The following is a 12,782-nucleotide window of genomic DNA, read 5'->3' as shown; positions in this document are numbered from 1 at the left end:
CGTCATGCGCATGCGAACGGTCAGACGGGAACGGTTTTCATCAGCTGCAGCACGAGGTCGCGGCTGGACGCCGCGCTGCCGCCGGCCGAGCGCAGCGGCCGCAGCCGGTGCGCGGCAACCGGCAGCAGCACTGCCTGCACGTCCTCGGGCAGCACATGGTTGCGGCCTTCCAGCGCCGCCCAGGCGCGCGCCGCCTGCAGCAGTGCGATGGCGGCGCGTGGACTGAGCCCCTCGGCGAACAGGCCGCCCTGGCGCGACGCCTGCACCAGCGATTGCACATAATTCACCAGCGCCGCGGAAGCATGCACATCGCGCAGCCCGGCACGGGCATCGGCCAGTTCGCCCGGCGTCATCGCGGGACGCATGGCCTTGACCATCGCGCGCCGGTCCTCGCCCATCAGCAGCGCCCGCTCCGCCGTCGCATCCGGATAGCCGAGCGACAGGCACATCAGGAAGCGATCCAGTTGCGACTCGGGCAACTGGAAGGTGCCGATCTGGTGGGTGGGATTCTGGGTGGCGATGACAAAGAACGGGTCGGGCAGCTCGCGCGTCACGCCGTCGGCCGAGACCTGGCGTTCTTCCATCGCCTCCAGCAGGGCCGACTGGGTCTTGGGCGTGGCGCGGTTGATTTCATCGGCCAGCAGCACCTGGGTGAATACCGGGCCGGGGTGAAAGGAAAAACCGTTTTTCTCGCGGTCGAACACGGAGATGCCCACCACGTCGGCCGGCAGCAGATCGCTGGTGAATTGCACCCGGTTGAACTTCAGCCCCAGCGACGTCGCCAGCGCATGCGCCAGCGTGGTCTTGCCCACGCCTGGCACATCCTCGATCAGCAGGTGCCCACCCGCCAGCAGGCACACCAGCGCCTGCCGTATCTGCATCTCCTTGCCAACGATGACTTCTCCGACCTGCGCGGCAACGGCATGAATTCTGGAATACATAGTGTTCCTGTTGGGAGGTGGGGCGAAATGGAAACGGGATGCAGGACCTTATTGTAGTATGGCAACGCCCTGTGTTATTGCTTTGAATAAACCACTTGTTCCAGCAGCAGTGAATAAAATGGCATGCAAAAAACCGGTTTTTCGTTAAACTACGGGCATTCTATGCGAGAACGCGCGTGCAGCGTTCCTCAACATGACCACTGCCATCTACTGCCACACCGACTGCCTGGCCCATGAAATGGGCGGCTGGCATCCCGAGTCTCCAGCCAGGTTGCAGGCGATCGAAGACCAGCTCATCGCCAGCCGTATCGACAGCTTCATCGACCATCGCGAAGCGCCGCTGGCGGACGTCGGGGCAATCGCGCGGGTGCATGACCAGGACGCCATCGCCAGGGTAAGGGACAACGTGCCGCCGCCCGGCAGTCCCGCCGACGCCTATTACCCGATCGACGGCGACACCCTGCTCAATGCGCACAGCTGGAAAGCGGCCCTGCGCGCCGCCGGCGCCGCGATCGCGGCCACCGACGCGGTGATCGCGGGCGACCTGGACAATGCCTTCTGCGCGGTGCGTCCGCCCGGCCACCATGCCAGGCCGTCCGAGCCCATGGGCTTCTGCCTGTTCAACAATGTCGCCATTGCCGTCCGACATGCGCTGGAAGTGCATCGGCTGGAACGGGTGGCGATCGTCGACTTCGACGTCCATCACGGCAACGGCACCGAGGAAGCCTTCGTCTACGAGCCGCGGGTGATGATGGCGAGCTTTTTCCAGCATCCCTTCTATCCGTACAGCGGTGTCGGCGGCGAGTCGCAATTCAATCCCAACATGGTCAATGTGCCGGTCGCGGCCTACACCGGCGGCGAAAAGGTCAGGCAGCTGGTTACCGAACTGTGGCTGCCGGCGCTGCGCGCCTTCCGGCCGCAGATGATCTTCATTTCCGCCGGCTTCGACGCCCATCGGGAAGACGACATGGGGCAGATGGGCTTGGTGGAGGCCGATTACGCTTGGATTACCCGCCAGATCATGGCGGTGGCGAAGGAGCATGCAGAAGGCCGCATCGTTAGCTGCCTGGAAGGCGGCTACAACCTGTCGGCGCTGGGGCGCAGCGTGGTGGCGCACCTGAAGGCGCTCGCCGAACTCGAGTAGGCGCGGCCGGCGGAGTCGCTGCGGGTAGAATACGGCCTTCATTTTCAGAGAAGCGCCCTATGTCTATTCAATGGTTCCCCGGTCACATGAACGCCGCCCGCAAGAAGGCGGAAGAATCCATGGAGAAGGTTGACATGGTGATCGAAGTGCTGGACGGGCGCATTCCCCAGGCCAGCAGCAATCCCATGATCGAAAGGCTGCGCCTGTTCCGGCAGCGGCCCTGCCTGAAGATCCTGAACAAGGCCGACCTGGCCGACCCGGCCGCCACCAGCGCCTGGATCAAGCATTACAACCAGCAGAAGGACGTCAATGCGGTGGCCCTGAGCTGCAAGAAGCCGTCCGACGTCGCGAAAATCCCGCAACTGTGCATCAAGCTGGTGCCCAACCGCGGCACCGCGCTGAAACCGCTGCGCATCATGATCATGGGCATACCCAATGTCGGCAAATCGACGCTGATGAATGCGCTGCTGAAGAAACGCGTCGCCAAGGTGGGCGACGAGCCGGCTGTCACCAAGACCCAGCAGCGGCTTTATCTGGGCAACAACATCGTGCTGATTGACACGCCTGGCATGATGTGGCCGAAAATCGAGCACCCAAGCGACGGCCTGATGCTGGCTGCCAGCCATGCGATCGGCAGCAATGCGCTGATCGAGGAGGAGGTGGCCACGTTTCTCGCCGAGATGCTGCTGGCGCGTTACCCGGCGCTGGTGAGCGCGCGGTATGGCTTTCCGACCGAGGGCATCGATGGCGTTAGCGTGATCGAAGGAATTGCCAGGCGCCGGGCTTATCGCCTGAAAGGCGGTGAGCCGGATTTGGAAAAGGCGGCGCATACCTTGCTGCAGGATTACCGCAGCGGCGCGCTGGGTAGGGTGAGCCTGGAGACGCCGCAGAGCCGGGTGGAATTGCTGGCTTCTTATCAGCCGCCGCCTTCGCTGGGAGAAGTTCAGCAGGATGACGACGAAGATAGTTCACTACGCCCTCACGCCAGCTAGCCGAATAGCAGTTCTCCCCGCAAACCATCATTTCATTCGCCCGTGTAATGCGGGCGTTTCCATTTGTAGTGCTCGCGCCAATTGCAATTTCGCTCATTTCGATTTGTAACATTCTTCTAGGAACGAAGAAATCAGCTCCTGATACTCAATTTGGACCATGACCAAGGCAGCGAAAGCACTTGAGAGTCATGTGTCGATAGCTTGGGGGATCGTGATGGGACTGCAGGATTACCGCCGCATTCTTGAAACTGCCTGTGCATCGTCGCCTGATTGGGATGCTGACAGCATTTTTTTTGGCAAACCAATTGTTTCAAACAATGCCAGGGTCTGGTTCCAGTTTTTTGAGCCAGCCGATTTATGTCGCATGGTGATTGATCTCGGCGCAATAGAGGAAAAGGCGCGTGGCAATATATGGCGCTTGATGCTTGAATCGAATTGCGGAAATAAATCGAATCTTCTCCCTTTCATGGCGCTGCATCCTGAAAATGGCAATGCCATTCTTGTGATTCACCTTTCTTTGGGGAAATTTGAATGCTATGCAAGAAAACCAGATTTTTCCCGTTATCTCGACGAGATGCTGGCGCCACTGGTGGAATCCTGGCGTAACGGAAATCATGCAATAAGTAACATTGGCCAGAATGCAGGCCCAATGCTTGGTGGTGGGTTTGCTTGAAGGAGGTTGCTGAATGGCCCAACGCGTAACTTATAAATTTTCGGACGATGATGGATATGAAAAACAGGACGTCCTGTCTCATTGCCAGGAAACTCCGGCCGCTAGTGGTAGGCATTCGGATGACGACTCAGATATAAATCCCCTTCTTGATAAAAATCCCAGTGAATTAGACTTCGAAGAATATGCAGCGGAAGCCGAAAATCTATATAAAAGTGCCGGCATCGGAGATATGGACGAAGAAAAACAAAAGGGATTTTTTGACCGCGTCAAAACCTGCTACCAGAATTTCTTCAATGACCTGTCCGCGCTGGGCAGTGATGACAAAAACCCTGAGTCGACTAGCATTGTCGCAGGTATGGCTACTGCATTGGCTGGTGCGAGTTTATTCACAATGCTGGTGCCTACCCTGAATACGGTTTGCAGCAAATTTGCCTCGGTTTTCAATTCCTCCACGGATGAAGTGGCTCGAACGATTTTCTCAGGGCTTTGCATCGTCTCAACTGGAATACGTGCGGCGATTCCGATCGCAGTGGAAGGGGCAAAGTTTTCAAATAATTTTTTCGAACTTTCCATTTTTGCAATCATTACGGTAGTAATGGCATCGGTATACCTTGCAACAAGCTTTATTGCGATGTTGCTCGCAGGTCATAATGCGATTCTTGATTCTCCAAAAACCGGGGAAATAGCCCAGAAGCTGAAGACGGAAATTGAGGAGGTGAAGGCTGAAATCGAGGAGCTGAAAACTGGAATTGGCGAAGCAACAAAAAAAGTACGCAGTAAAAATGCTTCTCAGGTTTTCAGTGAAAGTTTGCAAGAAATAAAAAAAATTTTGCAGGAATGGAAATCACAAATTTCGGCTAATTGGATGTCTTTCGGAAAAGAATTTTTATTATTCAGCGGGGCGGTACTGTCTGCAGTTTCAGCAATATCAAAATTCGTTCCGAGCCTGGCCATCCCCTTACCCATCCCCGTTTTCTCTATCATTACTAGTTCAATCAGCCTCGTCGCAAACCTGTTTGAGGTGGGGCAGGGGATAGTGGAGTACAGAAGTCAGAAAGCGAAACTGGAGTCGTTAAGGAAAGAACTGAATCAAGAAACAGATCAATCTAAAAAAAAGGAGATGGCAGAACAGCTAAGCAAGTTGGAAAACCAGCTGAAGGTAAGTGCTATAAGGATTGCTAAAGGGGTGCTGAACGTCGTTGTATCCGTTATCAGTATTGTTTTAGCCGCTCTTGTAACAGCTTCATTGTTAGCCCAGCCCGGCTTCATTCTTGCTTCTGCCATTCTTGCTACCATATCGCTGGCCAGCGTGCTGGTTCTTAGTGTTGCTGGCTTGGTGGTAAGGAAAATGAACAATGCTGGCGGCGCAGCTCCCGCAAAGGAAAATGCGGATGAGATTGATACCGATACAACAAAAGAAACAGAATCGGAAGATGAAGATAGTGGAGGTCAGGATTTCCATGCCTCCTTTTTAAAGCAGGAAATCGATGACTTGGAAACGCGTGATGTAAGGAGAGGGCATCGGAACGTCGGTGCTTCCGGTGATCAATTTCAGTGGAACGAAGCAATAACAGAATATGTGTAAGGTGCGTGGGTTAAGAACTTCAAACTTGGGTCTTGAAGCAAGCAATATTACATTCGCAGATACAGGACTAATGTTATAAAAGCAAACGTTTCTGCTCACCGAGTTCAAATCACGCAAGCATTGCAAACTGCTTGAAGTAACTGCTAGCTCAAGCAGATTGCCCAGGCAAATTAAAAGGGCAGCCAGATAACTGGCTGCCCTTTCTCATTTCACGGTGCTGCTGTTAGACAGCAATTACATCATGCCGTCCATGCCACCCATGCCGCCCATGCCACCCATACCGCCCATGCCCGGGCCGCCGGCCGGCTTGTCTTCAGCCAGTTCGGTCACGGTGCAGTCGGTGGTCAGCATCAGGCTGGCGATCGATGCCGCGTTTTGCAGTGCGGTGCGGGTCACCTTGGCCGGATCCAGCACGCCTTGCTCGACCAGGTCACCGTAGGTGTCGTTGGCGGCGTTGTAGCCGAAGTTGCCCGTGCCTTCCAGCACCTTGGCAACCACCACCGATGCTTCCTCGCCGGCGTTCTGGACGATCATGCGCAGCGGCTCTTCGATGGCGCGCAGAACGATCTTGATGCCTGCGTCCTGGTCGCTGTTGTCGCCCTTGATGTTCAGGTTGGCGCGAGCGCGCAGCAGGGCCACGCCGCCGCCAGGAACGATGCCTTCTTCCACAGCGGCGCGGGTGGCGTGCAGCGCATCTTCCACGCGTGCCTTCTTCTCCTTCATCTCGACTTCGGTGGCGGCGCCAACCTTGATCACTGCAACACCGCCTGCCAGCTTGGCAACGCGCTCCTGCAGCTTTTCACGGTCGTAGTCGGAAGTCGCTTCCTCGATCTGCACGCGAACCTGCTTGACGCGGGCTTCGATCGCAGCGCTCTGGCCTGCGCCGTCGATGACGGTGGTGTTTTCCTTGCCCACTTCGATGCGCTTGGCCTGGCCGAGGTCGTTCAGCGTGACCTTTTCCAGGGTCAGGCCGACTTCTTCAGCGATGACCTGGCCGCCGGTCAGGATGGCGATGTCTTCCAGCATGGCCTTGCGACGGTCGCCGAAGCCAGGGGCCTTGACTGCGCAGGTCTTCAGGATGCCGCGGATGTTGTTCACCACCAGGGTTGCCAGCGCTTCGCCTTCGATGTCTTCGGCGATGATCAGCAGCGGACGGCCAGCCTTGGCGACTTGCTCCAGCACCGGCAGCAGGTCGCGGATGTTCGAGATTTTCTTGTCGAACAGCAGGATGAACGGGTTTTCCAGGATGACGCTTTGCTTGTCCGGGTTGTTGATGAAGTACGGGGACAGGTAGCCGCGGTCGAACTGCATGCCTTCCACGATGTCCAGCTCGTCGTTCAGCGATTTGCCGTCTTCCACGGTGATCACGCCTTCCTTGCCGACTTTTTCCATGGCTTCAGCGATGCGGTCGCCGATGGAGCTGTCGCTGTTGGCGGAGATCGAGCCAACCTGGGCGATTTCACGGGTAGTGGTGCAGGGACGTGCCAGTTGGCGCACTTCTTCGACCAGGGCGGTGACAGCCTTGTCGATGCCGCGCTTCAGGTCCATCGGGTTCATGCCGGCGGCAACATACTTCATGCCTTCGCGCACGATGGCCTGGGCCAGAACGGTTGCGGTGGTGGTGCCGTCGCCAGCGTTGTCGCTGGTGCGGGAAGCCACTTCCTTGACCATCTGGGCGCCCATGTTCATGAGCTTGTCTTTCAGTTCGATCTCTTTCGCGACCGACACGCCGTCCTTGGTCACGGTCGGGGAGCCGAAGGAACGCTCCAGAACCACGTTGCGGCCTTTCGGGCCCAGGGTCACCTTGACCGCGTTGGCCAGGATGTTGACGCCTTCGACCATCTTGTGGCGAGCGCTGTCGCCAAATACGACTTCTTTAGCAGCCATGTTCATTACTCCTTGAGTATTCTTGGATAGGATTGCAGGGGGGGCGCCGGCCGGTGCCGGCTGCCGCTGTCGCCATGGCCTGCGGCTTGCGCGGCGCATGGCGGTCCGCATTACTGCTGAACGATGGCGAGGATGTCTTCCTCGCGCATGACCAGCAGTTCTTCGCCGTTGATTTTCACGGTCTGGCCGGAATACTTGCCAAACAGCACACGGTCGCCAATCTTGACGTCCAGGGGACGCACTTGGCCGCCTTCGAGGATCTTGCCGTTACCCACAGCCAGAACCTCGCCCTGATCCGGCTTCTCGGCCGCGGTTTCAGGGAGAACGATGCCGGACGCAGTTTTGGTTTCCTGGTCGAGGCGCTTGACGATGACGCGATCGTGCAAAGGACGAAGTGCCATACAAACTCCTAAAATGTTGTCAATAATTAATATAAAACGGCTGATTTCAGCGTTTTTCCGCTGCCTTCAACCGCGGGGATTCGACGGTCCGAGGAAATTATTAGCACTCTCCGTCGGCGAGTGCTAAGTATAGGGGCGGATACACCCCTTTTCAAGACCGGCAATTGTCGAAATTGGAAGATTGGGGGGGCGAAGCGGCGGGCGTGCCAACTGGATACAGCCCGATTTCATCAATTCCAACGCATAACTGCCGGGATTCCTACAGCCTTTCAAGCTGTTTTCCGACCTGTACCCAGCCGGGGCAGCGACTAGCATGAAATGCTTTATTGCCCTGTCTCCCGGCAATGGCGGACAGCGCACCCTTTCCTTTCCGGAGCCCAGCACCATGAATAGTCCCGATGACCGCGCCAGGTCGGCGCAGAAGGCGCCCTGTGCGCAATCCTGCACAATCAGCCTGACCCTCAATGGCGTCCCGCATGAAATCCGGACGGCACCCTGGACCACGTTGCTGGACCTGCTGCGTGAGGAACTGCAGCTTACCGGCACCAAGAAAGGCTGCGATCACGGCCAATGCGGCGCCTGCACGGTGCTGGTCGATGGAAAGCGAGTCAACGCCTGCCTGACGCTGGCGGCGATGAAGGATGGCTGCGAGATCACCACCGTGGAAGGGCTGGCGCAGGGCGAGGCGCTGCATCCGGTGCAGCAGGCATTCATCGACCAGGACGCCTTCCAGTGCGGCTATTGCACCCCGGGGCAGATCTGCTCGGCGGTCGGGCTGATCAGGGAGGGCCGGGCACAAAGCGATGATGACATCCGCGAACTGATGAGCGGCAACCTGTGTCGCTGCGGCTGCTATCCCAACATCGTCGCCGCCGTGCGCCAGGCGCTGCCAACGGACGGGAAAGGCGACCGGCCATGAACCAATTCGAATTGTCGCGCGCTTCCAGCGTGGCCGATGCCCTTGCCCTGCTTGCCGGAGACAGCCAGGCCCGCTTCATCGCCGGCGGCACCAACCTGCTGGACCTGATGAAGGAAGACGTCGCCCGTCCGACACGCCTGATCGACATCACCCATCTGCCGCTGGCAGCTGTGGAGGCTGGCAAGGGGGGCGGATTGCGCATCGGTGCACTGGTGTCGAATGCGGACCTGGCCTATCACAGCGAAGTCAGCAGCCGCTACCCCTTGCTGTCCCAGGCGATACTCGCGGGCGCCTCGCCGCAGCTGCGCAACATGGCCTCTACCGGCGGCAATCTGCTGCAGCGCACCCGCTGCTACTACTTCTACGACGCCGCGACGCCGTGCAACAAGCGCGAACCGGGATCGGGCTGTCCGGCGCGCGAAGGCGTCAACCGGATCCACGCCATCCTCGGCGCAAGCGAGCAATGCGTTGCGGTGCACCCCTCCGACATGTGCGTGGCCCTGGCCGCGCTCGACGCCACCGTGCATGTCAGCGGGCCGGCGGGCGACCGCGCAATTCAATTCGACCACTTTCACCAACTGCCAGGGGATACGCCCGATATCGATACCAGCCTGGCGCCGGATGAAATCATTACCGCGGTCGAATTGCCGGCAGAGGGTTACAGCGGCCATTACAGCTACATCAAGATCCGCGACCGCGCCTCGTATGCCTTCGCGCTGGTATCGGTGGCAGCCGGCCTGGCGCTGGATGGCGGGACGATCAGCAGCGCGGCTGTGGCGCTGGGCGGCGTTGCCCACAAGCCGTGGCGCGACCGCCAGGCCGAGCAACTGCTGATCGGGAAGCCGGCGAACGAAGCGTCCTTTACCGCTTTCGCCGACGCGCTGCTGCAGCCGGCGCAGCCGCTTGCCCACAATGCCTTCAAAATCGGTCTGGCCAAGCGCACCATCGTCCGTGCATTGAGCCGTGCCGTCGCCATGGAAGAACAATCATGAGTACAGTGCAGAGCAGACAACAGGGCCGCATCGGCACGGCGACCAGCCGTGTCGACGGCAGATTGAAAGTCACCGGCCAGGCGCGCTATGCCGCCGAATTTCCGGCCGAGGACTTGCTGTATGGCGTCGTGGTCTCCAGCGGCATCGCGCGCGGCAGCATCAGCAGCATCGATACCGCGCGCGCGCTGGCGGTGCCAGGCGTGATCCATGTGCTGACCCATGAAAACCGGCCCAGCCTGCCGTGGTTCGACCGCAGCTACCAGGACGACGACTCGCCTTCCGGTTCGCCGTTCCGGCCGCTCTACGATGCCAGCATCATCTTCAGCGGGCAGCCGGTCGCGCTGGTTGTGGCAAGCAGCTTCGAGGCGGCGCGCCACGCATCGGCGCTGATCGACATCCGCTACAAGGCTGACCAGCACCAGACCGACCTGGACGCCGAGCGTGACGCAGCCTATGCGCCCAAGCAGGGCAAGGGTGGCTTCGAGCCGCCGCCCAAGCCGCGCGGCGATGCCGATGCGGCCCTGAAGAAGGCCGAGATCAATGTGCTGGCCGACTATGCCACGCCGGTTGAACACCATAATCCGATGGAAATGCACGCCACCACGGTGCTGCGCGATGTGGACGGCAACCTGACGATCTACGACAAGACGCAGGGCGTGCTCAACACGCAGCAGTATGTGACCGGTGTCTTCGGCCTGAAGCAGGAACAGGTGCGGGTGCGTTCGCCGTTTGTTGGCGGCGCCTTCGGCTCCGGCTTGCGGCCGCAGTATCAGCTGTTCCTGGCGGTGATGGCGGCACAGGAACTGAAGCGCTCGGTGCGCGTGGTATTGACGCGCCAGCAGATGTTCAGCTTCGGTCATCGTCCGGCCACGCGGCACCAGATCGCGCTGGGCGCCGACAAGAGCGGCAAGCTGCTGGCTATCAAGCATCAGACCGTATCGGAAACATCGCGCTTTGAGGACTATATCGAGGTGGTGGTGAACTGGTCCGGTTCGGCCTACCAGTGCGACAACGTCACTCTCGATTACAAGGTCGCGGCGCTGGATGTCTATACGCCCCTCGACATGCGCGCGCCCGGCGCCACGCTTGGCGTCTATGTGCTGGAGTCGGCGATGGATGAACTGGCTCATGCCGCCGGCGTCGATCCGCTGGCGCTGCGCCTCCTGAACTATGCCGAGAACGACCAGAATACCGGCAAGCCTTTCTCCAGCAAGGAATTGAAGGCCTGTTATGAGCAGGGCGCGGCAAAGTTCGGCTGGGACAAGCGCAATCCGGCGCCACGCTCGACGCGGCGCGGCAAGACGCTGGTGGGCTGGGGCATGGCGACCGGCTTCTGGGATGCGATGCAGCAGCCGGCCAGCGCCAAGGCGGTGCTGTCGGTCGAAGGCAAGCTGCTGGTGTCGTCCGCCACCGCCGACATAGGCACCGGCACTTACACCGCGATGACCATCATCGCAGCCGATGTGCTGGGTCTGGCGATCGAGGACGTGAACTTCACGCTGGGCGACTCCTCATTGCCGCAAGCGCCGCTGGAAGGCGGTTCATGGACCGTTTCTTCCGTCGGTTCGGCGGTCAAGACGGCATGCGAAGCCATCAGGGACGAATTGTTTTCAATCGCTCGCGCGATGCCGGATTCGCCTCTTGCAGGCGCCAGCGCGGAAGACGTCGAATGGACCGAGGGCCGGGTGCAGCGCATCGGGCAGCCGGCGGCGTCGCTGGCAATCGCCGACATCATGCGCAGCAAGGGATTGCACAGCATCGAGCATTCAGTGGATCAGAAGCCGGAAAGCAAGCAAAAGAAATACACCATGCATACCCATTCCGCGGTGTTCGCCGAGGTCGAGGTGGACGAGGACTTTGGCACTGTAGCGGTAACGAGGGTGGTCAGCGCCATCGCCGGCGGGCGCGTGATCAATCCGAAAGCCGCGCGCAGCCAGATCATCGGCGGCGTGGTCTGGGGCATCGGCATGGCGCTGCATGAGGAAACGATGGCCGACCATGCGCTGGGCCGGTTCATGAACCACAGCCTGGCCGAATACCACATTCCGGTCAACGCCGACATCCATGACATCGACGTGATCTTCGTCGAGGAACATGACGACATCGTCAACCCGCTGGGCGCCAAGGGCATGGGCGAGATCGGCATCGTCGGCGTTGCCGCGGCGATCGGCAACGCCGTGTTTCATGCCACCGGCAAGCGGGTGCGCGAGCTGCCGATCACGCTGGACAAGGTGATTTAAAACGCCGCGCCGCCATGCGGCCGCGAAGTGGCCTGGCGACAGTGGTGGTCCCAGGCCAGGTCGGCGGCGCACAGGTCTTCCAGCGCAGCGCCCACCGACTTGAACAGGGTTACCTGCCGCGTGTCGCTGCGTCCGGGGTGTCGTCCTGCGCACAGGTCAGCCAGCTCGGCCTGCAGGGAGGCACGTTCCAGCCTGCCGGCTTCCATCGGCTGCACCAGGTCGCCAGCCTCCGCGAGCGCGCCATTCCAGGTATCGACGAACACGGCCGCGCCGCACATCAATGCGTCATCGGCTTCGCGCATGTTGGGACGGAAGCCGCCGACCAGGTCGACGTGCGTGCCGGGCCTGACCCAATCGCCATGCACGATGGGCGTGGTGCTGGTGGTGGCGCAGGTGATGATGTCGGCGCTTCTCACGCCGGCTTCCAGGTCGGTCGTGGTCTCTACCTCTGCCTGGATACCGCTTGCTTCCAGCTGTTGCCGCAGCAGGGCGGCGGCGTGCGTTGCCTTGTCCGGCGAGCGTCCCCATACGGTGACTGTGCTGATCGGACGCACCGCGCAGTGCGCGGTTGCCATGTAAGGCGCCAGCGAGCCTGTTCCTACTGCCAGCAGGCGGCTGCTGTCTGCACGAGAGAGATATTCCGACGCCAGCGCCGAGGCTGCCGCTGTGCGGCGCAAGGTGAGTTCCTCGCCATCCATCAGGCAGATCGGGGCGCCGGTGGCGCTGTCGAGCAGCATGAAGATGGAATGCACCGACGGCAGGCCGCGCTGGGGATTGCGCGGCGCCACCGTGACCACCTTGACGCCGGTATGGCGTTCGGGCTGCCATACCGGCATCAGCAGCAGTACCGCTTCGCTGTCAGGCGAGATCGGGTGAACATGACGCCGCGGGGCTTCCGCGCCCTTGCGGAATGAAAGGCGCAGTGATTCGACGAGCGTCGGGTAGGGAAGGGCAGCACTGATCTGCCCGGCATTCAAAAACGGAACCATGCTGCCTCCTGCTTGAAAG

General features: G+C 60.0%; 11 protein-coding genes. 7 read left to right on the top strand and 4 right to left on the bottom strand.

Going from position 1 to position 12,782, the window contains the following annotated elements; genetic code table 11:
- Positions 1-20: 20 nt before the first annotated feature.
- On the bottom strand, positions 21-941 hold the full coding sequence (locus IGW04_RS09635; protein WP_194712861.1) for an AAA family ATPase: 921 nt from the start codon (positions 939-941) through the stop codon (positions 21-23).
- Positions 942-1,134: 193 nt separating this feature from the next.
- Here IGW04_RS09635 and IGW04_RS09630 point away from each other — a divergent pair, with 193 nt between their 5' ends.
- From IGW04_RS09630 to IGW04_RS09615, 4 genes are all read left to right on the top strand, one after another.
- On the top strand, positions 1,135-2,085 hold the full coding sequence (locus tag IGW04_RS09630; protein WP_194712860.1) for a histone deacetylase family protein: 951 nt from the start codon (positions 1,135-1,137) through the stop codon (positions 2,083-2,085).
- A 59-nt stretch (positions 2,086-2,144) separates the two neighbouring features.
- On the top strand, positions 2,145-3,077 hold the full coding sequence (ylqF, locus tag IGW04_RS09625; RefSeq protein WP_194712859.1) for a ribosome biogenesis GTPase YlqF: 933 nt from the start codon (positions 2,145-2,147) through the stop codon (positions 3,075-3,077).
- 157 nt (positions 3,078-3,234) lie between these two features.
- Complete coding sequence (locus IGW04_RS09620) at positions 3,235-3,750, top strand: type III secretion system chaperone family protein (RefSeq protein ID WP_194712858.1); 516 nt, start codon at positions 3,235-3,237, stop codon at positions 3,748-3,750.
- 13 nt (positions 3,751-3,763) lie between these two features.
- Positions 3,764-5,335 (top strand): hypothetical protein, encoded by a 1,572-nt coding sequence (locus IGW04_RS09615; protein WP_194712857.1) that lies wholly within the window; start codon positions 3,764-3,766, stop codon positions 5,333-5,335.
- Positions 5,336-5,569: 234 nt separating this feature from the next.
- Here IGW04_RS09615 and groL read toward each other — a convergent pair whose 3' ends face one another.
- Positions 5,570-7,222: a chaperonin GroEL gene (groL, locus tag IGW04_RS09610; protein WP_194712856.1), complete on the bottom strand. Its 1,653-nt coding sequence runs from the start codon at positions 7,220-7,222 to the stop codon at positions 5,570-5,572.
- A gap of 110 nt (positions 7,223-7,332) precedes the next feature.
- A complete protein-coding gene (groES, locus tag IGW04_RS09605) occupies positions 7,333-7,623 on the bottom strand; it encodes a co-chaperone GroES (protein ID WP_194712855.1) in 291 nt (96 codons plus the stop codon).
- Positions 7,624-8,008: 385 nt separating this feature from the next.
- Here groES and IGW04_RS09600 point away from each other — a divergent pair, with 385 nt between their 5' ends.
- The 3 genes from IGW04_RS09600 to IGW04_RS09590 are packed head-to-tail and all read left to right on the top strand — an operon-like array spanning position 8,009 to position 11,774.
- The gene (locus IGW04_RS09600; protein ID WP_194712854.1) at positions 8,009-8,542 is read left to right on the top strand and encodes a (2Fe-2S)-binding protein; all 534 of its coding nucleotides are present in this window, start codon (positions 8,009-8,011) and stop codon (positions 8,540-8,542) included.
- The gene (locus tag IGW04_RS09595) at positions 8,539-9,534 is read left to right on the top strand and encodes an FAD binding domain-containing protein (protein WP_194712853.1); all 996 of its coding nucleotides are present in this window, start codon (positions 8,539-8,541) and stop codon (positions 9,532-9,534) included. Before IGW04_RS09600 ends, IGW04_RS09595 begins: the two co-directional genes overlap by 4 nt.
- Positions 9,531-11,774 carry a xanthine dehydrogenase family protein molybdopterin-binding subunit gene (locus IGW04_RS09590; RefSeq protein ID WP_194712852.1) on the top strand — a complete coding sequence of 748 codons (2,244 nt, stop codon included), beginning with the start codon at positions 9,531-9,533 and terminating at the stop codon, positions 11,772-11,774. The genes IGW04_RS09595 and IGW04_RS09590 overlap by 4 nt, the downstream gene beginning before the upstream one ends.
- On the opposite strand, the gene lhpI is transcribed toward IGW04_RS09590, so the two are convergent.
- Positions 11,771-12,763 carry a bifunctional Delta(1)-pyrroline-2-carboxylate/Delta(1)-piperideine-2-carboxylate reductase gene (gene lhpI / locus IGW04_RS09585; RefSeq protein WP_194712851.1) on the bottom strand — a complete coding sequence of 331 codons (993 nt, stop codon included), beginning with the start codon at positions 12,761-12,763 and terminating at the stop codon, positions 11,771-11,773. The genes IGW04_RS09590 and lhpI overlap by 4 nt on opposite strands.
- Positions 12,764-12,782: the final 19 nt, after the last annotated feature.

This window comes from Noviherbaspirillum soli, assembly GCF_015352955.1.
Lineage (GTDB): Bacteria > Pseudomonadota > Gammaproteobacteria > Burkholderiales > Burkholderiaceae_D > Noviherbaspirillum_A > Noviherbaspirillum_A soli.
The sequence above is the reverse complement of the archived record's forward strand: the minus strand, read 5'-3'. Positions and strand labels throughout refer to the sequence as shown.